General features: G+C 37.3%; 25 protein-coding genes. 17 read left to right on the top strand and 8 right to left on the bottom strand.

Translation table 11 applies throughout. The features are described from left to right. Positions 1-41: 41 nt before the first annotated feature. A complete protein-coding gene (locus NZD88_RS14335) occupies positions 42-632 on the bottom strand; it encodes a thymidine kinase (protein ID WP_169233461.1) in 591 nt (196 codons plus the stop codon). Between the two features lie 61 nt (positions 633-693). Between NZD88_RS14335 and NZD88_RS14330 the strand changes: the two genes are divergently transcribed. The 4 genes from NZD88_RS14330 to fabG all read left to right on the top strand — a co-directional run bounded on the left by NZD88_RS14330 (position 694) and on the right by fabG (position 5,294). Beyond that, positions 694-2,193, top strand: a complete 1,500-nt coding sequence (locus NZD88_RS14330; RefSeq protein ID WP_259830040.1) for a hypothetical protein — start codon at positions 694-696, stop codon at positions 2,191-2,193. A 2-nt stretch (positions 2,194-2,195) separates the two neighbouring features. Beyond that, positions 2,196-2,870 (top strand): 16S rRNA (cytidine(1402)-2'-O)-methyltransferase, encoded by a 675-nt coding sequence (gene rsmI / locus NZD88_RS14325; protein ID WP_259830039.1) that lies wholly within the window; start codon positions 2,196-2,198, stop codon positions 2,868-2,870. A 5-nt stretch (positions 2,871-2,875) separates the two neighbouring features. Then, the gene (locus NZD88_RS14320) at positions 2,876-4,378 is read left to right on the top strand and encodes a WG repeat-containing protein (RefSeq protein ID WP_259830038.1); all 1,503 of its coding nucleotides are present in this window, start codon (positions 2,876-2,878) and stop codon (positions 4,376-4,378) included. Between the two features lie 172 nt (positions 4,379-4,550). Continuing rightward, positions 4,551-5,294, top strand: coding sequence for a 3-oxoacyl-[acyl-carrier-protein] reductase (gene fabG / locus NZD88_RS14315; RefSeq protein ID WP_169233523.1), 744 nt, complete (start codon positions 4,551-4,553; stop codon positions 5,292-5,294). A gap of 69 nt (positions 5,295-5,363) precedes the next feature. On the opposite strand, the gene NZD88_RS14310 is transcribed toward fabG, so the two are convergent. The 3 genes from NZD88_RS14310 to surE all read right to left on the bottom strand — a co-directional run bounded on the left by NZD88_RS14310 (position 5,364) and on the right by surE (position 8,080). Continuing rightward, a complete protein-coding gene (locus NZD88_RS14310; protein WP_169233465.1) occupies positions 5,364-6,404 on the bottom strand; it encodes a GMP reductase in 1,041 nt (346 codons plus the stop codon). Positions 6,405-6,644: 240 nt separating this feature from the next. After that, complete coding sequence (locus NZD88_RS14305) at positions 6,645-7,310, bottom strand: GNAT family N-acetyltransferase (RefSeq protein WP_259830037.1); 666 nt, start codon at positions 7,308-7,310, stop codon at positions 6,645-6,647. After that, complete coding sequence (surE, locus tag NZD88_RS14300; RefSeq protein ID WP_259830036.1) at positions 7,310-8,080, bottom strand: 5'/3'-nucleotidase SurE; 771 nt, start codon at positions 8,078-8,080, stop codon at positions 7,310-7,312. Before surE ends, NZD88_RS14305 begins: the two co-directional genes overlap by 1 nt. 509 nt (positions 8,081-8,589) lie before the next feature. Between surE and NZD88_RS14295 the strand changes: the two genes are divergently transcribed. Then, entirely contained in the window at positions 8,590-10,719 is a 2,130-nt protein-coding gene (locus NZD88_RS14295; protein ID WP_259830035.1) for a carboxy terminal-processing peptidase, read from the top strand. 55 nt (positions 10,720-10,774) lie between these two features. On the opposite strand, the gene NZD88_RS14290 is transcribed toward NZD88_RS14295, so the two are convergent. Further along, entirely contained in the window at positions 10,775-11,278 is a 504-nt protein-coding gene (locus tag NZD88_RS14290; RefSeq protein WP_259830033.1) for a superoxide dismutase family protein, read from the bottom strand. A 150-nt stretch (positions 11,279-11,428) separates the two neighbouring features. Here NZD88_RS14290 and NZD88_RS14285 point away from each other — a divergent pair, with 150 nt between their 5' ends. From NZD88_RS14285 to NZD88_RS14245, 9 genes are all read left to right on the top strand, one after another. After that, positions 11,429-12,331, top strand: coding sequence for an AraC family transcriptional regulator (locus tag NZD88_RS14285; RefSeq protein ID WP_259830031.1), 903 nt, complete (start codon positions 11,429-11,431; stop codon positions 12,329-12,331). Positions 12,332-12,423: 92 nt separating this feature from the next. Continuing rightward, positions 12,424-14,667 carry a TonB-dependent receptor gene (locus NZD88_RS14280; RefSeq protein WP_259830030.1) on the top strand — a complete coding sequence of 748 codons (2,244 nt, stop codon included), beginning with the start codon at positions 12,424-12,426 and terminating at the stop codon, positions 14,665-14,667. Positions 14,668-14,749: 82 nt separating this feature from the next. Continuing rightward, on the top strand, positions 14,750-15,400 hold the full coding sequence (locus NZD88_RS14275) for a hypothetical protein (RefSeq protein ID WP_259830029.1): 651 nt from the start codon (positions 14,750-14,752) through the stop codon (positions 15,398-15,400). Between the two features lie 131 nt (positions 15,401-15,531). Next, complete coding sequence (locus tag NZD88_RS14270) at positions 15,532-16,863, top strand: histidine kinase (protein WP_259830028.1); 1,332 nt, start codon at positions 15,532-15,534, stop codon at positions 16,861-16,863. Next, complete coding sequence (locus NZD88_RS14265; RefSeq protein WP_259830027.1) at positions 16,850-17,152, top strand: 2TM domain-containing protein; 303 nt, start codon at positions 16,850-16,852, stop codon at positions 17,150-17,152. Before NZD88_RS14270 ends, NZD88_RS14265 begins: the two co-directional genes overlap by 14 nt. Positions 17,153-17,212: 60 nt before the next feature. Continuing rightward, entirely contained in the window at positions 17,213-17,782 is a 570-nt protein-coding gene (locus NZD88_RS14260) for a methyltransferase family protein (protein WP_259830026.1), read from the top strand. Positions 17,783-18,083: 301 nt separating this feature from the next. Then, positions 18,084-18,380, top strand: coding sequence for a 2TM domain-containing protein (locus tag NZD88_RS14255; protein WP_259830025.1), 297 nt, complete (start codon positions 18,084-18,086; stop codon positions 18,378-18,380). 24 nt (positions 18,381-18,404) lie between these two features. Then, the gene (locus NZD88_RS14250) at positions 18,405-18,680 is read left to right on the top strand and encodes a 2TM domain-containing protein (RefSeq protein WP_169233477.1); all 276 of its coding nucleotides are present in this window, start codon (positions 18,405-18,407) and stop codon (positions 18,678-18,680) included. A gap of 55 nt (positions 18,681-18,735) precedes the next feature. After that, entirely contained in the window at positions 18,736-19,479 is a 744-nt protein-coding gene (locus NZD88_RS14245; RefSeq protein ID WP_259830024.1) for a LytR/AlgR family response regulator transcription factor, read from the top strand. Positions 19,480-19,675: 196 nt separating this feature from the next. On the opposite strand, the gene NZD88_RS14240 is transcribed toward NZD88_RS14245, so the two are convergent. Further along, the gene (locus NZD88_RS14240) at positions 19,676-20,572 is read right to left on the bottom strand and encodes a hypothetical protein (protein ID WP_259830022.1); all 897 of its coding nucleotides are present in this window, start codon (positions 20,570-20,572) and stop codon (positions 19,676-19,678) included. Between the two features lie 115 nt (positions 20,573-20,687). Between NZD88_RS14240 and NZD88_RS14235 the strand changes: the two genes are divergently transcribed. Genes NZD88_RS14235 through NZD88_RS14225 form a run of 3 tightly spaced genes read left to right on the top strand, consistent with a single transcriptional unit; the run spans position 20,688 to position 22,636 of the window. Beyond that, positions 20,688-21,440, top strand: a complete 753-nt coding sequence (locus tag NZD88_RS14235; protein ID WP_259830020.1) for a glycine-rich domain-containing protein — start codon at positions 20,688-20,690, stop codon at positions 21,438-21,440. A gap of 12 nt (positions 21,441-21,452) precedes the next feature. Continuing rightward, positions 21,453-21,809: a hypothetical protein gene (locus NZD88_RS14230; RefSeq protein ID WP_259830019.1), complete on the top strand. Its 357-nt coding sequence runs from the start codon at positions 21,453-21,455 to the stop codon at positions 21,807-21,809. Positions 21,810-21,829: 20 nt separating this feature from the next. Further along, positions 21,830-22,636: a hypothetical protein gene (locus NZD88_RS14225; protein ID WP_259830018.1), complete on the top strand. Its 807-nt coding sequence runs from the start codon at positions 21,830-21,832 to the stop codon at positions 22,634-22,636. Between the two features lie 137 nt (positions 22,637-22,773). Here NZD88_RS14225 and NZD88_RS14220 read toward each other — a convergent pair whose 3' ends face one another. Next, positions 22,774-22,980, bottom strand: a complete 207-nt coding sequence (locus NZD88_RS14220) for a hypothetical protein (protein WP_259830017.1) — start codon at positions 22,978-22,980, stop codon at positions 22,774-22,776. An 80-nt stretch (positions 22,981-23,060) separates the two neighbouring features. Next, positions 23,061-24,248, bottom strand: coding sequence for a tRNA 2-thiouridine(34) synthase MnmA (gene mnmA / locus NZD88_RS14215; protein ID WP_259830016.1), 1,188 nt, complete (start codon positions 24,246-24,248; stop codon positions 23,061-23,063). Positions 24,249-24,279: the final 31 nt, after the last annotated feature.

Genomic DNA, 24,279 nt, shown 5'->3' with positions numbered 1-24,279 from the left:
TCTACGCCTTTGCTATTATCAACCGCGATTCAGCGGTTTTATTATATTTTCTTTTTTAAAAGTACTTCGTCAATAAAAACACGTCGGCTTACTGCTTCGTAACTTTCTGTTTCACCAAGCTCTACGAGATCATTTCCCTGGGAAGTTCTCATGGAATAGTTGGCTAGATTACCCGTTCTCTTGCAAATAGCATGCACTTTTGTCACATACTCTGCGGTAGCCATTAAATTAGGCATCGGTCCGAACGGACGTCCCAGGAAATCCATATCAAGCCCTGCCACCACTACTCTCGTACCGCTGTTGGCAAGCTGATTGGCGATATCAACAATGCTTTCATCAAAGAACTGTGCCTCATCTATTCCCACCACGTCACAGTTAGAGGCCAGCAAAAGAATTTCATTGGGATTATCTACTGCTGTACTGCGTATTTTATTCTGATTATGAGAAACTACGTCCTCTTCAGAATATCGTGTATCCAGTCTCGGTTTAAAAATTTCCACGTTCTGTCCCGCCATTTCTGCTCTTCGCAATCTTCGGATCAGCTCCTCGGTTTTTCCCGAAAACATAGAGCCACAAATAACTTCCATCCAACCACTTTGTTTGGAATGATTAATTGTATTTTCTAAAAACATTTGTTAAATTAGCCGTATATTTTTAAGATCAAAAGTAAGCAATTTTAATAAGATTCTTATTATGCAAAACATCCAAGATTTAAAGGAAAAAATTTTTTTTGAATCCAAGAATATCATTGATATCCTGGATAAAATAAACAATGTAGACGAATTACTTTCCAAGCAGGATCTTGTAGATGAGCTTGCGAACAGGATTTCTTTTTTACGGCTGCTGGAAAAAAATATCGAGTATTTTATTACAGATCATTCGCAGCAAAACGCCCAGAGTCAGTATGTTTCATTGAATTTAGACGAAGGTCATGAATCTAATCATGATGTGACGGAAGAAGAAGCGATCTTCAACAATGAGTTTAATGAAATTGATGAAAACGAAGGTGAAAATTATACTAATTCATCAAATGATGAAGAGGAAAAATTTAACCATCAGCTCGATGAGATCGTAGAAAATGAATTCCACGAGAATATGGTCAGTTTTGCAGAAGAAAATGAAGGAAAGGACTCAACGGAAGGCGTTCAGGATAAAGATTCTCACAATACAGTTGCAGAAGAGGAAGATGTTTTTAATAGCCAGCTGAACGAAATAGAAGAAAATGAACCATTCAATACCGACGAAAAAGTATTGAGTTTCGTAGATGAAGAAAGAATTCTTGCTGATGCTGAACCGGATAATGATGAAGGTCTGAATGAAGATTTATTCACCACTGAAACTACGGAAGAAGAAGTAGTTTTTAATAATCAGCTTAATGAAATTGATGAAGATGAAGACGAGGTTTCACATGAAACAATTATTTTAAGTGATCCTGAAAAAGAAGAATCAGATCATCATACGCTATCAGATAAATCCAAAGAACCGACAGAAAGAATTCCAAGTATTTTTGATACTGAAATGTTGGAAGACGAAATACTGATCGAGGAAAATGAAGAGCAGTTTGCTACATCCCATGTCATGATGGAACAGGGAGAAATGCTTACAGAAACTTCCAATGTAGAAAGTATTCTGAGCGAAATAAAAAATGATTTTCCTTTAGAAGAAAAGGATGAAACCATTCTTGCGGAAGTATATGACAGAAGAAAAATTGTCGACATAGACAAACCTTTTCACGAAACAGAAAAACCTGCTTCTGATGAAAGCTTCGAAGATCTCGATGCTTATCAGCAGGAGAAAAAAATAAAACTGGCCAATATCAAAGGATTGAAGGCTGTACAGACTCTTTTTGATGACGATCCTCTGGAAAGAGAGATACCCAAGCAGAAACCCGTATCTGAAACAAAAGAAGATCAGGGAGGCATCCTGAAAACAAACATTCCTACCAACTTTATGGAGGCAGATAAGGCAAAACCTGAATTCAGACTGGATCTGAATGACAGAATTGCTTTTTCAAAAATGCTCTTCAACGGAAGTCAGTTGGATCTGAACGAAACGGTGTCCCATCTTAACGGATTCAGGAATCTGGAAGAAGCAAAAGAGTATCTTAGCGATCTTTATTACGAGAGAAAGTGGAGTAAAGTAGATGAATATGCCCAGAGACTCTGGATATTGGTAGAAAATAAATTCTTATAATTTTGAGCGGAATCTTATATTTTGTTCCCACACCCGTTGGGAACCTGGAAGATATGACCTTCAGGGCTATAAAAGTCCTTAAAGAAGTTGATTATATTTTATGTGAAGACACAAGGACATCAGGAATACTTTTAAAGCATTACGAGATTTCCAAACCTTTAAAATCCTATCACCTTCATAACGAACATCAGGCCACCGAAAAGGTAATTGGTGATCTTAAAAGCGGGCAGAACATTGCTATCATTACCGATGCAGGAACCCCCGGAATATCAGATCCTGGCTATCTGTTGGCGAGAGCAGGCTCAGAGAATGATATCGAAATGATATGTCTTCCCGGAGCTACAGCCCTGATTCCGGCCCTTGTGGTTTCCGGACTTCCGAATAATGAATTTCTGTTTGCAGGATTTCTGCCACAGAAAAAAGGAAGACAAACCAAGCTTAAGCAACTGGCTGAAGAGAAAAAAACCATTGTTTTATACGAAAGCCCACATAAGATCAATACAACCCTGGAGCAGATCAAAGAATTCTTCGGAGAAGAAACAAAAGCCAGTTTGAGCAGGGAAATTTCTAAAAAGTTTGAAGAAACCAAACGCGGAACAATCAATGAATTAATTGAATTTTCAAAAAGCAAAACTTTAAAAGGAGAGATCGTTCTTATTGTCAATAATTCTATCTAAATTCATTGAAAAACTTAGTTTTCGCACTGTGTTCGTCAGTGTGTATGGCCCAGACCAATCAGTATACAAAAATTCTTTTATCAAAAAAGACCGGAAAAGAAGTGAATTCCTATTCAGGAGGATATGGAACCGTCTATGATGCAAAAACAAAGACCAGAAGTATTGTAGATTCATTGGGAAATATAACTTTTGAGTCGCCGTACAGCATTTCACATATCTTTAAAAACAGATTTATCCTTACTGAGGAATCCAGTTATAAGACCAGATCTGCCGTTATTGACGAAAAAGGAAACCAGCTGTTTCCTCTCGATAACCAGAGTTTTAATACACCCTGGTTCAGCGACAAGCGGATCATTTCTTCAAAAGAAGGGAAAGACGCCGTTTATGATTATAACGGAAAGCAAATCATCCCTTATTCAGACAGGATTCAGTTTGCCGGGGAAGACCGCTTCTTTATCATGAAAGATAAAAAGTGGTTTTTATATGATCTTGACGGAAAACCAATCAGTGATCGTGCATTTAAAGAGGATTATCACTTCGAAAATGGTAAAGCTTTGGTCATCAATGAAGATAATCACAGCGAGATCATTGGAAAAGACGGACAAACGCTGCACCAGTTTTCAACACAGATCTATAGTATAACTTCTTATCCCTATCTGATTACCAGAAACAGAACGACAGGAAAATATGGCTTGGTTGATGCTGAAGACAATATCCTTGTCGAAGAGATTTTTGATGATGCGGCCCCTGAATATTTTGGAACAAAGCAATATGTTTATCTCCGAAAAAAGGGAAAGGCGAGCGTTTTTAACAAGAAAGACAGGAAGCTTTATCCAAATAATTTCAAGTATTTAACGCCATTATTTAATGATCTTTTCACAGTGTACAGTGATAAAAAGAAAACCGGAGTTGTGAACCTTCATGGAGATATCATTATTCCACAGGAATATGACTTTATCCAGAACTTCAATATTTCGGGGAAAGACTTTATTTATCTTAAAAAAGGAAAAGAAGAGCAATTCCTGAACAAAGATTTAAAGAATATTCTGGACGAAAATACACAGGTTATTGCCTTTTATCCTGATCATCTCATCATTAAAAAACAGGACAGCTACTATCAGTTTTCCGTGCTGCACCAATCTGTTTCTGTTCTGAAAGACATTGTTTCGATCAAAGAACAGGAGCCGGATTTCTTTAATATTTTCAATCTGTACTCAAAACCTTTGGTCTGCAAAAACACAAGCAATTTATACGGAATAATGGACGAGAAAGGGAAGGAGATTGTTCCTTTTATCTATGACGATATCATTGCATTTGAAAACTCAGAAAATGAATTTGTCGTAAAAAAGCAGGATAAATATGGAGTGGTGAATTTTCAGAATGAGCCTTTGAAGGATATTATTTATGATAAATATTATTGGCAGAAGGAAGTTTTGAAGCTGGATAAAGATAAAAAAACCTATATTCTTTATTTTACAAGATTTAAAAATAGTGGCAGTCGTCTTTAAATATGATAAAAAACAGACAAAAAATTTCACTAATTTGATGATTTGGAATGCATTGAATAACAATTTATAATATCTTTGCGGACTGTTTAATTTCTATAAAATTAAATGTGCTAAATTGCCGTTTTTTCAAAGACGGAAGTATTTACTAAGAATATAATTATCAAGAGATATGATGAAACTATTAGAAGGAAAGGTAGCACTAATAACCGGAGCTACAAGAGGAATCGGAAAGAAAATTGCTGAAATGTACGCTGAACAGGGTGCACAGGTAGCATTTACCTATGCCGGCTCTGTAGAAAAAGCTCAAGAATTAGAAGCAGCTTTAAGTTCTGTAACCAAGATCAAAGGATATCAGTCTGACGCATCAGATTATGATGCAGCTCAAAAGTTAATCGATGATGTGATGGAGGAGTTTGGAAAGATCGATATTTTGATCAACAATGCAGGGATCACAAAAGATAACCTTTTGTTGAGAATGTCTAAAGAAGACTGGGATAAAGTAATGAGAATCAATTTGGATTCGGTATTTAACCTTACAAAAGCGGTGATCAAACCGATGATGAAAGCTAAATCAGGATCTATTATCAATATGACTTCAGTAGTTGGAATCAGCGGAAACGCCGGACAGTCCAATTATGCAGCTTCTAAAGCAGGAGTGATTGGATTCACAAAATCTATCGCCCTGGAATTAGGATCAAGAAACATCAGATGTAACGCTGTTGCTCCCGGATTTATTGAAACGGAAATGACATCGGTACTTGATGAAAAAACGATTCAGGGATGGAGAGACCAGATTCCGTTGAAGAGACTGGGACAAACTGAAAACGTTGCCAATGCATGTGTATTCTTAGGAAGCGAAATGGCTTCTTACATCACAGGACAGACGCTGAACGTAGACGGCGGAATGCTGACTTAATAATAAATCAAAATAGGCTGTACATCACTTGTACAGCCTATTTTATAATTTGACAGATTGGAAAATCTGTTAATCTTTAAAAACCTGGTTTTCCTGCTCCTGAACCCTGATAAAAGTGGTTCTCTTAGACAGTTCTTTAAGCTTCGAAGCCCCTACATAGGTACACGTAGAGCGTACCCCTCCCAAAATATCTTTTACGGTTTCTGAAACAGGACCTTTATACACTGCTTTCACAGTTTTCCCTTCCGAAGCGCGGTATTCGGCAACACCTCCGGAATGTTTATCCATGGCTGTTTTGGAACTCATTCCATAAAAAAGACGGAATTTTTTACCATTCTCTTCAATGATCTCACCGCCACTTTCATCGTGACCGGCAAACATTCCACCCAGCATGACAAAATCTGCGCCTCCACCAAAAGCTTTAGCCACATCTCCCGGAACTTTACAGCCTCCGTCTGCAATAATATGCCCTCCAAGGCCGTGTGCCGCATCAGAACACTCAATAATAGCTGAAAGCTGCGGATATCCGACCCCTGTTTTTACTCTCGTTGTACATACCGAACCAGGCCCGATACCTACTTTGATGATATCAGCACCTACCAGAAGAAGTTCTTCTACCATTTCTCCGGTTACTACGTTTCCGGCCATAATGATCTTATCCGGAAAATTAGCCCTTGCTTTCTTCACAAATCCAACGAAATGCTCAGAATATCCGTTGGCTACATCGATGCAGAGAAACTCAATTTTTGGGTGTTTTTCGAGGATCACTCTAAGTTTTTCTTCATCTGCTTTTCCTGTACCGGTACTCAACGCAATATATTGATGGATGCTTTCAGGCTGGCTGTCCAGAAACTGGCTCCATTCCTCAGGAGTATAATGTTTGTGAACAGCTGTAATGATCTTATCTTTGGCTAGTTCTACAGCCATTTCAAAAGTTCCCACCGTATCCATATTAGCTGCGATCAGAGGAACTCCGCTCCATTTCTTTTTCGTATGCTTGAAGGTGAATTCTCTTTCGAGATCCACTTCTGAGCGGGATTTTAATGTAGAACGTTTGGGACGGAACATTACATCCTTGAATCCAAGCTTTATATCATTTTCTATTCTCATAATCTGGAAAAAATTAATAATAATAAATGTAGGGAAAACTTTCAAGGGAAAATGGAAAAGAAAGGGTTTTATAGATTTTTTAACCTGGTTTTGATAAAGTGAGAAAGCTCGAAGCCGGAAGGGGGAAGGTCCTGAAGTCAGCAGAATGACTTGGCGTGAACGCATTGATTTTTAAAAGGAAAGGACTGGTGTGAATTTGTGTAATTCTTGAAATCTATGGGAAAAATAAAGGGTGGAAAATTATCTTTTCACACCCCATAAATTTATAGTTCCCCGATGCATAAAGCCTAGTTTTTCATACAGTTTTTTGGCTCCTGTATTACTTTCCGCCACATGCAGAAAAGGCGTTTTTCCGTCTTCAAAGATCTTTCCGGAAACAAAAGCAACCAGTTGTTTGGCTAAACCTTTTCCCAGATGATCCGTATCTGTAATCACAGCGCTTACCTCTGTCATGTCATTCATCTGCATTCTTTCGCCGGTAACTGCAACAAGCTTATGGTCTTTAAATATGCCAAAATAACGTCCTAATTCGGGAGTTCTGGCTTTGAAATAATAAGGGTAAAACTTCATGATAAATGCCATGAGCTCCTCATGATTTTCTTCTTTCAGTTCCACAATATCTTCAGTGAAATCCATCTGAATGGGATTCTCCAAAACATATTGATCACAGATAAGTCTGGACAGTTCTGTTTTTAGATTTCCCACATCTGGCTGAGCCCCGAAAATCAGAAAATCATCACAGATCTTTGCATATTCTGTGATGTCTTTTTCTCTTGAAAGCTCTGCTGCTCCGCCAAAAGAGGCTACTTCAGGGTTATAGAATTTCGTGTTCCCAAAATTGAAGCAGAACTTTTCATGATATTCATTAAGTGAATGATAAACAGGATTGTCTAGCTTCTCGTACATCAGTCAAAATTCATTACTTCCTCAAGGGTTTTCATATATTCATAGGCTGTAAGATCGAACTTTACAGGAACGATTGAAATATATCCGTTGGCCAATGCGGTTTCGTCGGCATCTTCAGACTCATCCATATTATTGAAATATCCTGTTAGCCAGTAATATTTCTTTCCGTGAGGATTCACCCTTTCGTCAAAGCTTTCTTCCCATTTGGCATTCGCCTGCTTGCAGACTTTTACACCTTTGATTTCTCCTGCAGTGAGTTTTGGGATATTAACGTTCAGTACAATACCTTTAGGCATTGGATTTTCAAGCGTTCTTCTGACAATATTCTGGATATAATCTTTGGCTTGTGAAAAATCAGCCTCCCAGCTAAAATCCATTAGTGAAAATCCGATAGCCGGAATTCCTTCTACACCAGCTTCTACAGCTGCCGACATCGTTCCAGAGTAGATCACATTGATGGAAGAATTGGCGCCATGGTTGATCCCTGAAACTACGATATCCGGTCTTCTCGTCAAGATTTTGTCAAGAGCCATTTTTACACAGTCTACAGGGGTTCCGCTACATGAAAAATCGGTCTGTGGTCCGTCAAGTTTTACTTCTTCATAGCTTAAGGTAGAATTGATTGTAATAGCGTGGCCTTTTCCACTTTGGGGAGAGTTTGGTGCAACGACAATAACATCTCCAATTTCGTTCATAAATTGTATTAGGTTTCTGATACCAGGTGCGGTAATTCCATCATCATTAGTAACCAGAATAAGCGGTCTTTCCATAAAATCAGTTTAATTTTAGCATAAATTGCTCGTATAAAGGGCTTTTCTTCGTCATTTTAGACAGAAATAAAAAGTTCCCACACTTCAAATTTAGCTAAAAAGTTTTGAAGATAAACGCAATTCAGGAAATATAAGTTTCGGTTTGAGCAGAAAAAGAATGATGAACCGATCATAAAAAACTTCTCTCTAAATCTGGCTTAAAGAATATCTTATCTGCTGTTATCCTGTATAGCAAAAGGAGTAATTTTTATTTAGGGGACTATAATTTTTAATAGATTGAAAAAGTATACATTATAATCTAAATAATCTATAACGTATTGATTATAAGTTATGTAGTTTGGTTCATTTTAAATAACAATTCTTACACTGAACCGGTTTTAATAAAAAACATTTAAAACTATCCGATAATTGTAAATAAGGTATTAAATTTGATAGTTTGTAACAGCGAATTAATTGCTGCTACTAATTGTAGTATATATTTAAAAAAAATCAATAAATAAAGACAGTTTATGTGGAAAAATTTCAAACTGAATAAATTTTTACTCCTAATTCCATTGACAAGTCTAATGTTTTGTTTCAACTCGCCAAAGAATGACGATGAAAAGATGCAGACAATCATGGTGAGCGTAAAGAATACACTTTCTTATTTACATTACAGCCCGAAACCCATCAATGATGCCTATTCCAAGGACGTTTATAAACATTATTTCGAACTGGTAGATCCCGCAAAAAGATATTTCCTACAGTCGGATATGGACGAATTCGGCAAGCACGAAACAAAGCTTGACGACTATATCAGCCAGGGAGATCTGATATTCTATAAACTTACCATCGACAGACTGTATCAGAGGGTAGATGAAATCGATAAGATTACTCAGGATATTTTCAGCAAGCCAATCAATCTTCAGGAAGAAGAATCTCTGACTCTTGAACCGAAGCTTAAAAAAGTACCCGCCAACAAGCAGGAGCAGTATAATGAATGGAGAAAATATATTAAATATAATATTCTTCAGGAGGTTGAATCTATGAACAGCAAAGAAGAAGCTCAGAAAGAGAAGAAAGATTCTGTTCAGAAATATAAGTTGAAAGATACCATCAAGTATCAGCCGCTTACCCAGGATCAGAAGATCAAAAAAGCGACGAATGAAGTGAAAGACCTTGTAAAAGATACCTTCACAAGATTCAAAAAAAGAAAGAAAATGGATTGGTTTACAGTGTATATGAATGCATATACTGAGGTTTTTGATCCACACACCAATTACTATTCTCCAAAAGATAAAGAAGATTTTGATACACAATTTACTGGAAAAGTGATCGGTATCGGAGCGATTATCCAGGAGAAAAAAGGAAATCTTTATCTGGGGGCTTTAACGATTGGTGCGCCAGCCTGGAAGTCTAAACAGCTTTCTGAAGGGGACAAGATCTTAAAAGTGAAATCCAAGCCGAAAGATGACGCTGTAAATGTTGTGGGAATGCTTTCTGATGAAGCCGTAAGACTGATCAGAGGGGAAAAAGGAACACCAGTTACCCTTACCGTTCAGAAAAAAGACGGAACAACGAAAGATGTGACCATGATCCGTGAGGAAGTTGCTATTGAAGATACATTTGCAAGAAGTATTGTCGTGAACTCTCCAAACGGAAAGAAATACGGATTTATTAACCTGCCAAGTTTTAATGCTGATTTTGAGAATGCTAAAGGAAGAAATGCTTCTGATGACATCAAAAATGAGATCATTAAATTAAAAGAGCAGAATATTGAAGGAATCGTTCTGGACCTTAGAAATAATGGGGGAGGATCTCTTACTGAAGTTGGGGATATCATGGGACTTTTCATGGATGCAGGACCTTATGTTCAGGTGAAAGACGGCAATGGAAAGATCCAGACCTTAAAGAATAAAAATGAAACACCGATCTGGACAGGCCCATTGGTGATCATGCAGAACGAACTTTCCGCTTCAGCTTCTGAGATCTTGGCGGGAGTAATGCAGGATTACGGAAGAGCGATGATCATCGGTTCTCCGCAATCATTCGGAAAAGGAACGGTACAGACCTTTGTAGACTTGAACAGATTCTTAAACACGGAAGATGATTTCGGATCTCTAAAACTGACGATTCAGAAATTCTACAGAATTACCGGAGAATCTACCCAGAGAAAAGGAATTGTTTCTGATATTCAAATGAAAGACTTCTTTACTTACGCGGAAGTAGGGGAGAGATATGATGATTATGCTTTAGCGTGGGATAAAATTCCTGGAACTAAATTCCAAAAACTGAATTATTTCAATATTCAGGCTCTGGAAAAAGCAAGTGCCGACAGAATGGCTAAAAACAACAATTATCAGCTTCTTCTTGAATCTGCCCAGTGGAGAGAAAAACTGGATAAAGAAGAAAATATTACACTTAATGTCAACAAGTTCAATGAACTGATGAAGCAGAGAAAAGCTCAGATCGAGAAATTCAAAGCTTTAAGCAAGTTTGAGAACGGTCTTAAGTTCACGATGTTCCCTGGAGAAATCGAAAGGGAGAAAAAAGACGAAGCATTCAAGAAAAAATCTGAAATGTGGATCAAAAATCTGAAAAAAGACCCTTACCTGCAGGAAGCAATGAATATCGTTTCCGATATGGGAACTAAATCATAAAACAAAAAAACCGCTGATGACAATCAGCGGTTTTTTTATGACAATCAATAGGATATTATTTAATTTCCACACATCCCACTCTTCCCCCTGCATTCCCTGTAGGCTGAGTGTGAAAGTCATCTGCAGCTGCATGAATGATAAGACCTTTTCCGATGATATTTTTAGATTCATCTGTACATCCGAGACACCATTTATTCGTTTTGAAAGTCAGGACTGCTTTTCCGGTTGCGTCAGCCGTTAAATTTCCTATATCTCCCATATGAAAATGATCGGCGCCCCATTTTCCGTGGTCGTCTTTAGCTGGATTCCAGTGTCCTCCTGTAGAAGTTCCATCGGCTGCAGAACAGTCGCCTTTTTCGTGGATGTGTACTGCATGGATACCCGGAGTAAGACTTGTTACCTCAAGTTTCATGACCACTTCCTCGCCTTTCTGGGTGAATTTCGCCGTTCCGCCAGTCTGTGTTCCGCTCTTAGCGTTTACCGCGTACGTTTTTGTCGTGCAGCATGAAGCCGCTAAAAATGCACACCCCGCCAATAGTGCTAATGTTTGTACTTTCATTTTTAAATGATTTTAAAGTGATTATACCGTTAAATTTATAAAAGATTTTCCGAAACACTTTATGATTTCAATCCTTTTTTCAGGAACAGCAATATATGACAAGTGAAATTCTGCGTATCTTAATACCTTTAGCCATCAGTATTTTTTGAAATGGAAGAACACAAAAAAAGAATTATAAAAACAATCAGGTACATCGATGACAACCTTGAAGCCGATCTTTCTTTAGAAAAAATTGCAGAAATAGGAATGTATTCTTCTTTCCATTTCCACCGGATTTTTAAGCTCATTACCGGAGAGACACTCCAGAACTATATCATCAGAAAGAAAATAGAAAAAAGTGCCTTTTATCTGGCCGTAAAGAAGGATATAGCGATGAAAGACATTTATCTCGATCTCGGATTTTCCAATCACTCTGTTTTCAGTAAGACTTTTAAAAAACACTACGGAATGGCTCCCTCCGCATTCCGGAATTCTGCACCCGAAACTTTTCACAAGATTTTACAGATACAGAGCAAGAACGGACAAGTTGATACGGTTTTCAGCCAGTACATTCGCCATGTCGAAAACCTTTTAAACTGGACAAAAATGAATTTAAAAATTGAAGTAAAAGAACTGCCGGAAATGAATCTGGCTTCCGTTATGAGTTTAGGAATTGCCAATGTGGAACCTTCCTATAATACTCTTATTGAATGGGCAAAAAAGAGGCACTTATTTCCCCGTGAGAATGTTAAAATGATCTCCGTATACCATGACAGCTTTAAAGTGACCGCAGCTGATAAGGTAAGAATCCATGCGTGTATGCTTCTTGATGAAAGACTGGAGGATCAGAAGGGAGTCGTCTTTTCAGAAACCATTGATGCTGGCAAATATATTGTAGGAAGCGGAGAATTTACCCTTGATGACTTTGAAAAGTGCTGGGTATCCTTATTTTTATGGATGAATGAGCATCATTATTCCATGAAGAAAGCATTTCCGTTTGAGATCTATCATTCTAATTTTAAAGAGCACCCGGAAGGTAAAATGATCGTGGATTTCTGTATCCCGGTTCACTAATTTCCCATTCAGCAGCCAAAGTATGCCTTTCAGTAAAATTTATTTTAAAGAAAGGCATATTACGTGCTATTTTTGATCCGAAAATTAACACCATGAAAACACAAGCAAAAAAGCTTTTACTATTGATTGCCTTTCTGTCCTTTATTGCAGGATATTCGCAGATTAAGATCTCTGGAAAGGTCACTTTCAAAAGTAAGGGAGTCAATGAAATCAATGTAACGCTTAAAGACACTTATGATGGTGCTACCACAGATGCACAGGGAAACTTTTCCTTTGAGACCTCGGAGAAAGGAAATCATATTCTGACATTTGCCCATCCGAAGTATCAGGATGTTGAGAAGTCAATCGTAATTGACAATCAGGATATTTCTGTCAATGCAGAACTTAAAGAACAGATCAGCGAGATCGATGCTGTTGTAGTTTCTGCAGGTTCTATAGAAGCCAGCGACAAAAAAAGAGCAACGGCATTGCTTACCCCAATTGATATCTACACCACAGCAGGCGCAGATGGACAGATTTCTTCAGCTTTAAATTACCTTCCGGGCGTTCAGAAAGTAGGCGAGACAGAAGGTCTTTTCATCAGAGGAGGAACAGGAACGGAATCCAAGATCTTTATGGATGGAAGTCTGATCAACAATTATTTCTCGAATTCAGTTCCGGGAATTGCCGGAAGAGACCGTTTCAATACCTCTCTCTTTAAAGGGAATGTCTTTTCAAGTGGCGGATATTCTGCATTATACGGTCAGGCTCTTTCAGGAGCGCTGATGCTGGAAAGTGTAGATCTTCCGGACCAGAGTTCCGTAGATTTTGGAATTTCTCCTATCTTTTTGAGTGCAGGATTTCAGAAGCTAAGTGAGGATAAGAGCCATTCTTTTGGAGCAACGTTGGGCTATTCGCTTCTAAGCGTTATGCAGAAGGTTTTTAATTTTAATACAGATTTTATTGATGCTCCGCAGGGCTTAAATGGTGATTTTAACTTCAGAATCAAAACAAAATCTGGCGGATTCTTCAAATATTACGGAATGTATGACTCTAATAAAATGGGGGTGAGAACAGAAAGCTTAGAACCGGAATATGATTTTGCCCTCGTAAGGCTGAAAGGAAAAAATACCTATCATAACCTGTCTTTTAAACAGAAATTCGGAAAATATCTTCTGAATGCAGGAACTTCTTACTCTTACAACAGATCCGATCTTAACTTTTCAACAGAAACGAATGATATAGAGTCAGACAGGACGAAACTTTTAACGGATGGGAATTACATTAATTTTAAAGCCGTTCTTGAAAGAAAAATTAATAAAATCAGCGCATTAAGAGCCGGTTTTGAACTGAATAATACAGGCGAAAAACTGAACTTTGGAGACGTTCAGAAACATTATAAAGATCTGATCTCATCCGCTTTTGTAGAAACAGATCTTGGCTTCAGCAATGCATTGTCTGCAAAAATAGGAGTGAGAGCTGAAAACTCTTCATTTTTAGAAAAAAGCAATATTGCTCCACGCTTTGCATTGGCTTACCGCCTGGCAAAAGACTGGACGACTTCCTTTGCCTACGGATGGTTTTATCAGAATCCTGAAAGCAAATACATCAACGGACCCGCAGATCTTGAATTTCAGAAATCACAACACTATATTTTCCAGGTTCAAAGATCTTCAGAGGGGAGAAGCCTGCGTTTTGAAGCTTTTTATAAAAAATACGACCAGTTGATCAAGACATTTAACATCATGCCGGACAAAGAACAGAATCAGCAGGTACAAACTGCACTGAACAACAATGGTTTCGGATATGCCAAAGGACTGGAACTTTTCTGGAGAGATAAAAAGACCTTTGAAAACATCGATTACTGGATCAGTTACTCCTTCCTTGATTCAAAAAGAGATTTTATCAATTATCCCGTAAGCTTAAAACCAAATTTTGCGTCCGCACACACCCTTTCTGCCGTAGCCAAAAGATTTATCCCGGAATGGAAATTGGGAGTCAATTTATCCTATACTTATTCTAAAGGCCGCCCTTATTATGATATTGCAAGCAAAACAGAAAACAGTAATGTCATCAACTATATCAGGAATGAAGGAAAACTGAAAGACTACAATGCTCTTAATATCAGCTTCAATTATCTTCCCAACCTGGGAAAAAAAGATGCGAAAGCTTTTACGGTTCTAGTATTAAGCGTTTCCAATGTTTTAGGATCTAAAAATGTGTATGGCTACAATTTTTCTCTTGACGGAGCCCGAAGCTCATCAGTAGTTCCACCGGTGAATACCTTCGTATTTATAGGCGCTTTCATCAGTTTTGGAGTAGACAGAACACAAGATGCAATCAACAATAATTTATAAAAATAACAGCAACACATATCGCAATCGTTGCAAAATACATAACTTCGGATAGACAATTAACTAACTTAAAAAAATTGATATAATGAAAAAATACCTATTAAGTTTTGCTTTAGCTTTTATGAGTTTAACAGCTTTTGCACAGGCAGATTACGAAAAAATAATGGCTGAGAAGATCGCGAAAATTGAGACCTGTAAAACTACAGAAGAGTTTCAGACATTAGCCAACGATTTTCAAAGAATTGGCAGCAAAGAAAGCTCAAAATGGCTTCCTCCTTACTATGCCGCATTTTCTCAAATCCAAAAGGGAAGACTGATGATGAGAAACGGAAATATGCAGGAGCTGGATGAAACTTCTGAACAGGCGGATAAGTATTTAGCAACGGCTCAAAATCTTGCAGGAGCGGACAATGCCGAGATCCATTTGTTGAGAAAAATGGCCGCTTCTTTAAGAATGATGGTCAATCCGGCCCAGCGTTACATGACAGATGGAGCCAAAGCGACGGAAGAACTTGGTATTGCAGAGAAACTTGATCCTTCGAACCCGAGAATAGCTCTTATCAAAGCAGAAGACATCTATTTTACACCTGAGCAGTACGGTGGAAGCAAGACTAAAGGGATGGAGCTGTTTAAGGAAGCTCTGGCAAAATTTAATGCCTATAAACCCAAAACAGCCTTAGATCCGAATTGGGGCAAATCCGAAGCGGAATATTTCCTGAGTATGCAGACAAAATAATAACGAAATGCAAGCCTTCTTTACACGGAAGGCTTTTTTTATTCCATTCAGAAAGGAAAATAAGCCCTTCAGTAAAAAATAATTTTTGATACCTTTATTAAAGACTAATTTTGAACCAAGAAAAACAGATAATGAAACGTAAAGGATTTATCATTTTATTTTGGGTATCGTTGGGAACAGCGCTATTTTTCTTCTTATTTTTTACAAAAGAGAAGAGTTTCTACAATTTTTTAATCTCATTGCTGATCTCTACCATGTATTCTTTTGTTCTTGGATTCGGAAATGCTTTTATTAATGATTTTCTCAACAAAAAATTTCCATGGTCGGAAACAACCCGAATAAGAACTGCTTTGAGTGTTGTTTCTATTATTGCAGGAAATTTTATTCTGGTCTATTTCTGCAACTATATCAACTATGTCGAGATCCAGAAAGTGGCTACAACAGAAGCTTTTTTTTCCAAAGAATATGCTACGACTAATTGGTTCATGATCAATATCGCTCTTCTGATTTCTGCATTTCTCCACGCAAAAGGATTCATGGAAGAACTAAAGAAAACGTCCAGAAAAGAAGTGGTGGAACAGAAGCTCATCGCCAAGTCAGCCAATGCACAGTTTGAAAGTCTAAAAAATCAGCTGGATCCGCATTTTCTTTTTAATTCCTTAAATGTATTGAGCTCTCTGATTGATGAAAATCCCAATCAGGCACAGAAGTTTACCGCTTCAATGTCAAAGATTTACCGTTATGTACTTGAACAGAAAGATAAAGAGCTGGTAACGGTAGAAGACGAGATCGAATTTGCAAAAACGTATTGTGATCTTTTGAAAACCAGATTTGAGGACAGTGTAGATTTCATTTTTGATGTTAAAAAAGAAGAGTACAGAAAATATGTAGTGCCATTATCGCTTCAGCTTTTACTGGAAAACTGTATCAAACATAATTTTGCCACCTCTTCAAGACCTCTGGTCATTAAAATATTTTCGGATAACGATACGCTCTGCATTGAAAATAACCTGCAAGCAAGAGAACAGATGAAAGAAAGTGCCGGAATCGGGTTGGCGAATATTGTTCAGCGTTATGCTCTTCTTACCAGGAAGAATGTCTTTATTGAAAAATCGGAGGATTATTTTAAAGTAAAAGTTCCGATACTATCCAGTAAGCCAAACAATATCAGTGCAAAGACCGATGATGAAAGCGGATCCTACGAAAAAGCGAAGAAACGGGTAAAGGAATTAAAAAGCTTTTATGGCAATCTAATTTCCTACTGCACAATAATCCCTTTTTTGATCATTTTAAACCTGATTATTTCTCCTAAAAACTTGTGGTTTTATTTTCCCATGTTAGGATGGGGAATTGGTGTGATTTCCCACGCATTTCAGGTTTTTGGAGTAGGAGAGTCCTGGAAAGAAAGGAAGATCCGGGAAATTATGGACAAACAAAAAAATAGAAATAATGGAAACTTCTGATGAAAATAATATCCGCTATGAGCAGGCGAGAAGACAGGTCGATCGGTTAAGAGGATTTTACAGTCACTTATTTGCATATGTAGCTGTAAATGCTATGATTGTAGTCTATAATATGAAGCATTTGGAACCGGGAGAAAGCTATTTCCAGTTCAAAAACTTCTTTACGGCAACCTTTTGGGGAATTGGGGTGGTGGCTCATGCGATAGCTATTTATTTACCTCATATTGGCATTATAAGAGACTGGGAGGAAAAGCAAATCAGGAAACTTATGGAGAAAAAGAAAAAGTAAATGGCTCCGAAATGATCAATTTCAATAGTATATGGACTTTTTAATCTTAAAAATACAGATATGCACTTTCTACAAATCTTATTTTCCATTTCAATGGCAGCTTGGTTTATTACTGAGATTTTCTACAAAAATATGTTGAAATCCGGTAAAGAAGACAACAAGGACAAAGATAGGTCTACCCTCAATATTTTGTGGATGGCGATTCCTTTCTCTATTGCGGCTTCGGTATCGATATCTTACATAACGAAATTTCCTATTGCAAAAGGAGTCTGGATTCTATATTTGGGTGAAGCTTGTATTCTTATCGGAATTATTTTTAGACTGATCATCATCAGGTTTTTAGGTAAATATTTTACGGTTGATGTAACGATAAAAGAGGATCACCAGATTAAAAAAGAAGGGTTTTACAAGTACCTGAGACATCCTTCCTATGCGTTTTCGCTCCTTACTTCTTTAGGTTTAGGTCTGTATCTTAATAATTGGGTTTCACTAATTCTGGCTTTCCTGCCACCGTTTATCGCATTCACTTACCGAATCAAAATTGAAGAAGAGGCTCTGGTTGAAAAATTTGGAGAGGAATACCTTGAATACAGAAAAAAGACCAAAAAACTCATCCCTTTCATTTACTGATTCCCTTTTTCAAAAACCAATCATTCCAACGCAATCGTCTGTGTCATCTGCATAATCTGCGGGAGATCAAAGAGAATGATAGGCATCTTGGCTAAACTCAAAGGCGCAAGGATTGTATCTGTAATGCAAGTGAGAAACGAAAAAATCTGTCTTTCTTTTATTCCAATAACTGCTAAACCAACCTTTTTACCATTCAGGAAGCATATTCTACCACTCGGTCATATAAAGTTGATCGCAGGCTCATTTCTGCCCTACCTTTGATTCAACAAAAAAGACAAACTAACCTTTAAAAATTAAAATTATGGAAACAAAAGGATACACAAAAGAGACATTAGCGTATGAAAAAGCGTCAAAAAGAGTAAAAGAACTGAAAGGATTCTATGGAAACCTTACTTCTTACTGTCTGATCATTCCTTTCTTAGCAGCCCTGAATCTTATAACATCTCCCGGACATTTATGGTTCTACTGGCCAATGCTGGGATGGGGAATAGGAATTTTAGCTCATGCCGTGAATGTTTTTGGGATCGGAAAAGAGTGGGAAGAAAGAAAAATCAATGAGCTGATGGATCAGGAAAGAAAAAACACTAAAACATTGTAATAACCTTAAAAAACAATAATAATCATGAATTACGATAGCGCATACGAAAGAGTCAGCCAACTGAAAAAGTTTTACAAGAGTCTTCTTTGGTTTGGAATAGTGGCGGGAATTATATTCTTCGATGATATTTTTGAAGAGGGAACAATCAATTTCTCCTTATTCAACGGATCTATTATTCTTGTAATCTGGGGTATTATTTTGACGGTAAAAGCCGTGAAATTATTTCTTTTAGATGCAGAATGGGAAAACGATATCATAGAAAAGGAAATGAGAAAAAGTAAAAAGAAGATAGATTTTTAAGCTGTTTATTTTTTATCTAATTTTATTCCCGATTTAAACTAAAAACTATAGCTCAATGATCAAGACTGTCATTATCGAAGATGAAAAACCTGCTTCAAGAAAACTGGAAAGAATGTTGAGTCATTTTCCTGAAATAGAAGTGGTTGCCAAAATAGAGTCAGTAGAAGAAGGAGTTGCCTGGTTTTCTGAAAATGAACACCCGCAGCTGATCTTTTCAGACATCGTTCTGGGAGACGGCCTGTCTTTCGATATTTTTGAAAAAGTACCAACTAAAGGGTTTATTATTTATACGACAGCTTTTGACCAGTATACTTTAAAAGCTTTTAAGCTGAACAGCATCGATTACCTTCTGAAACCTATTCTGGAAGAAGATCTTTCAGGTGCGGTGGAAAAGTTTAAATCATTCATCCCATTCAATACTACAGCTGGTTCTGAAGATATTAAACAGCTGATCAGAAAAGAAAAATCTACTCTTTCCAGGGTTTTGGTTAAGATCGGATATAACCTGAAAATTGTTCAGACACAGGAAATAAGCTGTTTTTTCAGTGAAAATAAGATTGTCTATCTTCAGACAGAGGAGCGTGTTTATCCTTCGGATTTTACGCTGGATGAGTTGGAAGATATTCTGGAAGAAAAAAAATTTTTCCGGGTCAACAGACAGTTTATCATCAACTCAGATTATATAAAAAACATTCATACTTCACCGTATTACAAAGTTGATATGGAATTTCAGCCAAGCGAAGAAATTACGGTCAGCAGAGATCGGGTGAAGGATTTTAAAGAATGGCTGGTGGGGTAAATAGATAGTAGATTTCAGACATCAGACATCAGACATCAGACATCAGACATCAGATTTTTAGGTTGAGGCTAAGATTGAGGCTGTTGTGCGAAGGTTGGAATAGTAAAATATTTAAAATAATATCCCATAACCCGAAACACGCACTCAGAACTCTCTCACTCGAATACCCTCAAACTCTCAAACCCGAATCTCGCGATTACCTGTAATCAATCCTGTTAGACTCCGTGTCTTCAAGCTGTTTTATAATAGATTGAGGAATCTCATCACTGTCAATAGGAAAGCTGATAGAGTCAGAAATAAAGGTTTTTCTATCTGCTTTCTGAAATATCTCGAACAGAGCGATAGGCTCTTGATTAAAACTGATACACGTACTTATAAAATGCACCTCATGGAGCTTATATTCTGGATTTTTAAGCTTTTCCTTGATATCTTTTATCCTTGAGATAAAATGTCTCTGGCGAATAAATGTATTGCTGTTCATGATGATGAACACATAATCTGAATACGCTGTTACTTTTCCGAAATACTTATGGTGATCGCCACCGCTTCTTTCGATGAGATATTCACCGGAAGTTTCAGACTTATAGATTTCCATTGCAGACCGCCATATTCTTTCATCCTGTGCCGCCAGAGGCTTTTCAGGGAGATTTCTATTGTAGGAATACCAGCAGCCCACCAAACAGTCTAAAAGCGCCGTATTCTGCTTTACATTATTCATATCGATCCTGAGATCATTGAAATTGAATGCTTCCGTGTTGGAATTAATGAAATCAATATAACTGGAATATCCCAGGACTTTCACGATCTGGCTTAATTTGGCCAGATTTGGCCTGCTTAAAACGGCATTTTCATTCTGTTTGTATTTCTTTAATTTGTTGATAATCAAATGTTCATAAAGGTAGTGAGACCCCAGGAGATCCGGGTCCTTTCTGATCCCTTTTTCAGAATGATCATTGATAATCAGGTCGTTGATTTCCGCGCTGATGTACGACCATTCTGTTTTTGTGACTCCTTCCCAATGATTTTTCTTCAAAAAATGCTGACTTAAGAAGTTCATCAGTTTCTCAAGATGCTGAATGTCTTCGTTTTTCATTCTTTAATTTTTGTAAGACTAATATAAGATTTTTATACATCCAAATAAGATGTATGCAAGACTTTTATATTTTAAAATCCAATGATATTTGAGTAGAAAAATAAAAGTTAACACAATGGAAACAACAATCTTATTAAAAGACGAAATCCTTTGGAACCGGATTCAGAATTTTTCAATGGATGCCCCGGATGCTGATTTTCCTTTTTCGAAAAAACTGGCCAGAGAAGAACGCTGGACATTAGATTTCGCTCAAAAAGCCATTCAGGAGTATAAAAAATTTGTTTACCTCTGCTGCATCCTTCCCAACGGAGCTTCTCCAAGCGAAATAGTAGACAAAGTATGGCATATGCACCTGATCTACACCCAGAATTACTGGGAAGAATTCTGTCCCCATATTTTAAAACGAACGCTTCATCATCATCCTTCAAAAGGTGGCTTTAACGAAAAAAACAAACACCGGAACTGGTTTTCGGATACTATGAAAAGCTATCACGAGATTTTTCAACAGGAGGCTCCTAAAGAGATCTGGTATGAAAAAGAGAAAAACGGATTCATGACAATTTGGCTGAAAAGTCTGAGAATCATTCCTTTATTGATGGTGCTTTTCATGATGTCATCATGTCTGGGAGAGGTTTTGGGAACACTGACTTTAGTCGCTTTACCCATCATCGTAATATTCAGTTTCTTTTCACTGATCTCCTTATTTCGGGGTGATAGTGGCAGCATTATCGTTAAAAAGAAAGATGATGGCAGTGTAGGCGGAAGCAGCGATGGAGGAGGTTCCAGTTGCAGTGGAGGTGGAGATGGAGGAGGAAGTGGCTGCAGTAGTGGCTGCGGTGGTGGTTGTGGAGGCTGCGGCGGAGGTTAAAAATTGAAAGTTATGAAAAAAATACTAATCTGTACAGTGCCGATAATGATAAGCATGATTTGGCTTGTTCTTACGCACGAGACCTATAATCCAATCTCTTTGAAAGGACCGGAATTTCTAAAGTTTTATGTAATGCTTCTGCTTGGTTTTTATCTTTCCGCAATCATCCTGAAATCATTGAAAAAAGGCCCTTCAAAAATAACTTTTTACTTTATGATGTTCATTCTGATGATAGGAATCGTGAAACTGATCAGAGGATTAATGATAGGAAAACCGGTTGGGTATCTTATTGTGCTCTTGATCATACAAGGTATTGTGATTCTATACCAATCCAGTTCAAAAGTAAATATCAAACAGAAACAGATCTGAACCAGATGATAAAAAATAATATGACCACCAGAAAATTTACAGAAAAAGAGAGGAATATCTTGTATGAGAATATTCCTCTGCAAAAACAGGGTGATGAAGTGAGTTGGGAGACGTTTGTCTTCATCATTTTAAACATCGTGTTTTCTGTGCTCATTTTTAAGACGATTCTCTATGATTATAATCCCTTTTTACCTGGAGGGGACTTTTCACTTTGGGTTTCCGTTATCTATATTTTTATAATGCTCATACCCGTTATTGTAATTCCTTTTTTGCTGACTAATTTTATACTAAGGAAAATAAGGGATATCATAGTGTATTCAAGATATCGGAAATATGCTGCAGAATATGCATTTGATTCTGATAAAATAGAAATTTTTCAGGGAAAAGACGAGGAAGACTTTATTATACAGATTACCAATGCTAAAGAAGAAAAAATAGAAATAAAGATCTTCCTGAAAATAACAATAGAATATGCCGTGCAAAAAGATTTCCAGGAAGAAATTGGAAACTATGGGAAGGTAGGTTCAGAAAAGGTTGATATCCCTTTTCAGGAGATTCTGAGGATTCTTAGCGCTAAAAATTTTAACAGAAAAGCGGATGTAAGACTAAAAGATTTTTCCACCAATGTAAAACTTGATTCTAATAAGGAAATGTACTATTTCCGTGATTTTCTGAAGACAAAATACAATCTCGTTTATGCTAAGAAAAATAAAGAATTGCTTTTTATCAATTTCTATGGCGATGATATTATACAGGATATCGATATTGTTGTGAAAGACGTAGAAGGTAAGGTTGAATACTATTATGATGAAGATCGGTTATTATAAATATAGCAGACATTATTGTCAATGTGATTTTTATATCAACTGAATTCAAGCATAAGATGAAGAGGTAATAGCTTCCTGAAAAAAGAAACCCGAAACAAAAAATGCTTCGGGATTTTATAAATATCAATTAAAATGATTTAATTTTTCTGTTCTTCTTTTACAGGCTTATTGCTGTATTTGCGGACCATGACAGACGTTATGACCGCCAGGATTAAAGTAGCTGCCATGTTGGATGGTTCCGGATGTACAATAACCTGATAGAGATTATAGCCCAAAACGGCACTTACAACAGGAATTAAAATAAGGTTGACAAAAGTGTACTGGTTTTTTGAAGTCGTTTTCATAGTGATATTTTTTATTGTTATTTACCTAGTAAGTCTAACAACTCAAAATTCGTTACAGAAAATTTTCAAAAAACTTTTCGTTATGCAATAACACCACTTCCAATCAGTTCCTCGTCAAGATACCATGCTGCAAACTGACCTTCCGCAATCGCCGACTGTGGCTCTTCAAATTCAACATACAATGCATTCTCAAACTGATAAAGAACCGCTTTTTGCAATGCCTGTCTGTATCTGAATCTGGCCATGACTTCCATAGACTCCCCATTCTCCAGCTTCATATCTTCACGAACCCAATGCAGCTCTGAATTGTCAATTTTTAATGCTTTTTTATGCAGTCCCGGAGAACTGTGACCTTCACCCACAAAAATAATATTGTTTTCCATATCTCTGGAGATGATAAAACAGCTTTCCTTATGGCCTCCTATACCAAGTCCCTTACTTTGTCCGATCGTGAAAAATTGAGCACCCTGATGCTTTCCGATTACTTTCCCGTCCGCTTTTTTATAATGGATTTTCTGGGATAAAAACTCCAGCTCTTTCTCTTTTGAAGAAAATTCGGGTTTTTCTACAGAAAATAAAGGTGAATCTTTGAAAATTTCTACAATTTCCCCTTCTTTAGGAACCAACTGCTGTTGTAAAAACTGAGGCAGACTTACCTTTCCGATAAAACACAATCCCTGAGAATCTTTTTTGTCAGCAGTCACAAGCCCGATCTCTTTAGCAATTTCTCTTACCTGAGGTTTGGTGAGCTCTCCAATAGGAAATAGTGCCTTTGACAGCTGATCCTGGCTCAGCTGACATAGAAAATAAGACTGATCTTTGTTATTGTCTTTTCCAGCCAAAAGATGAAAAATTTCCTTTCCGTTTTCGTCAAAAGTGGAATTAACCTGTGCATAATGTCCTGTGGCTACTTTATCAGCCCCTAAAGACATTGCGGTTTTCATGAAAACATCAAACTTTACTTCTCTGTTACACAAAACATCAGGATTTGGAGTTCTTCCTTTCTGATATTCGTCAAACATATAATCTACAATACGCTCTTTGTAAAGCTCGCTCATATCGATGACCTGAAAAGGAATCCCAAGCTTCTGGGCTACCATCAGAGCATCATTACTGTCTTCAATCCACGGGCATTCATCCTCCAGCGTTACCGAAGCATCATTCCAGTTTCTCATAAACAAAGCGACCACTTCATGGCCTTGTTGTTGCAACAAATACGCTGTAACACTGGAATCTACACCTCCAGATAATCCTACTACTACTTTCATTTTATTTCAATTTTACGAAACTCTTAACGGG

This window comes from Chryseobacterium pyrolae (genome assembly GCF_025153485.1).
Classification (GTDB): Bacteria; Bacteroidota; Bacteroidia; order Flavobacteriales; family Weeksellaceae; genus Chryseobacterium; species Chryseobacterium antibioticum.
The sequence above is the reverse complement of the archived record's forward strand: the minus strand, read 5'-3'. Positions and strand labels throughout refer to the sequence as shown.

Excerpts from the sequence above, each read along its gene's own strand:
- NZD88_RS14335 (WP_169233461.1), bottom strand. The coding sequence starts at position 632 with ATGTTTTTAGAAAATACAATTAATCATTCCAAACAAAGTGGTTGGATG.
- NZD88_RS14330 (WP_259830040.1), top strand. The coding sequence starts at position 694 with ATGCAAAACATCCAAGATTTAAAGGAAAAAATTTTTTTTGAATCCAAG.
- fabG (WP_169233523.1), top strand. The coding sequence starts at position 4,551 with ATGAAACTATTAGAAGGAAAGGTAGCACTAATAACCGGAGCTACAAGA.
- NZD88_RS14310 (WP_169233465.1), bottom strand. The coding sequence starts at position 6,404 with ATGAGAATAGAAAATGATATAAAGCTTGGATTCAAGGATGTAATGTTC.
- NZD88_RS14305 (WP_259830037.1), bottom strand. The coding sequence starts at position 7,310 with ATGTACGAGAAGCTAGACAATCCTGTTTATCATTCACTTAATGAATAT.
- surE (WP_259830036.1), bottom strand. The coding sequence starts at position 8,080 with ATGGAAAGACCGCTTATTCTGGTTACTAATGATGATGGAATTACCGCA.
- NZD88_RS14295 (WP_259830035.1), top strand. The coding sequence starts at position 8,590 with ATGTGGAAAAATTTCAAACTGAATAAATTTTTACTCCTAATTCCATTG.
- NZD88_RS14290 (WP_259830033.1), bottom strand. The coding sequence starts at position 11,278 with ATGAAAGTACAAACATTAGCACTATTGGCGGGGTGTGCATTTTTAGCG.
- NZD88_RS14285 (WP_259830031.1), top strand. The coding sequence starts at position 11,429 with ATGGAAGAACACAAAAAAAGAATTATAAAAACAATCAGGTACATCGAT.
- NZD88_RS14280 (WP_259830030.1), top strand. The coding sequence starts at position 12,424 with ATGAAAACACAAGCAAAAAAGCTTTTACTATTGATTGCCTTTCTGTCC.
- NZD88_RS14275 (WP_259830029.1), top strand. The coding sequence starts at position 14,750 with ATGAAAAAATACCTATTAAGTTTTGCTTTAGCTTTTATGAGTTTAACA.
- NZD88_RS14270 (WP_259830028.1), top strand. The coding sequence starts at position 15,532 with ATGAAACGTAAAGGATTTATCATTTTATTTTGGGTATCGTTGGGAACA.
- NZD88_RS14265 (WP_259830027.1), top strand. The coding sequence starts at position 16,850 with ATGGAAACTTCTGATGAAAATAATATCCGCTATGAGCAGGCGAGAAGA.
- NZD88_RS14260 (WP_259830026.1), top strand. The coding sequence starts at position 17,213 with ATGCACTTTCTACAAATCTTATTTTCCATTTCAATGGCAGCTTGGTTT.
- NZD88_RS14255 (WP_259830025.1), top strand. The coding sequence starts at position 18,084 with ATGGAAACAAAAGGATACACAAAAGAGACATTAGCGTATGAAAAAGCG.
- NZD88_RS14250 (WP_169233477.1), top strand. The coding sequence starts at position 18,405 with ATGAATTACGATAGCGCATACGAAAGAGTCAGCCAACTGAAAAAGTTT.
- NZD88_RS14245 (WP_259830024.1), top strand. The coding sequence starts at position 18,736 with ATGATCAAGACTGTCATTATCGAAGATGAAAAACCTGCTTCAAGAAAA.
- NZD88_RS14240 (WP_259830022.1), bottom strand. The coding sequence starts at position 20,572 with ATGAAAAACGAAGACATTCAGCATCTTGAGAAACTGATGAACTTCTTA.
- NZD88_RS14235 (WP_259830020.1), top strand. The coding sequence starts at position 20,688 with ATGGAAACAACAATCTTATTAAAAGACGAAATCCTTTGGAACCGGATT.
- NZD88_RS14230 (WP_259830019.1), top strand. The coding sequence starts at position 21,453 with ATGAAAAAAATACTAATCTGTACAGTGCCGATAATGATAAGCATGATT.
- NZD88_RS14225 (WP_259830018.1), top strand. The coding sequence starts at position 21,830 with ATGACCACCAGAAAATTTACAGAAAAAGAGAGGAATATCTTGTATGAG.
- NZD88_RS14220 (WP_259830017.1), bottom strand. The coding sequence starts at position 22,980 with ATGAAAACGACTTCAAAAAACCAGTACACTTTTGTCAACCTTATTTTA.
- mnmA (WP_259830016.1), bottom strand. The coding sequence starts at position 24,248 with ATGAAAGTAGTAGTAGGATTATCTGGAGGTGTAGATTCCAGTGTTACA.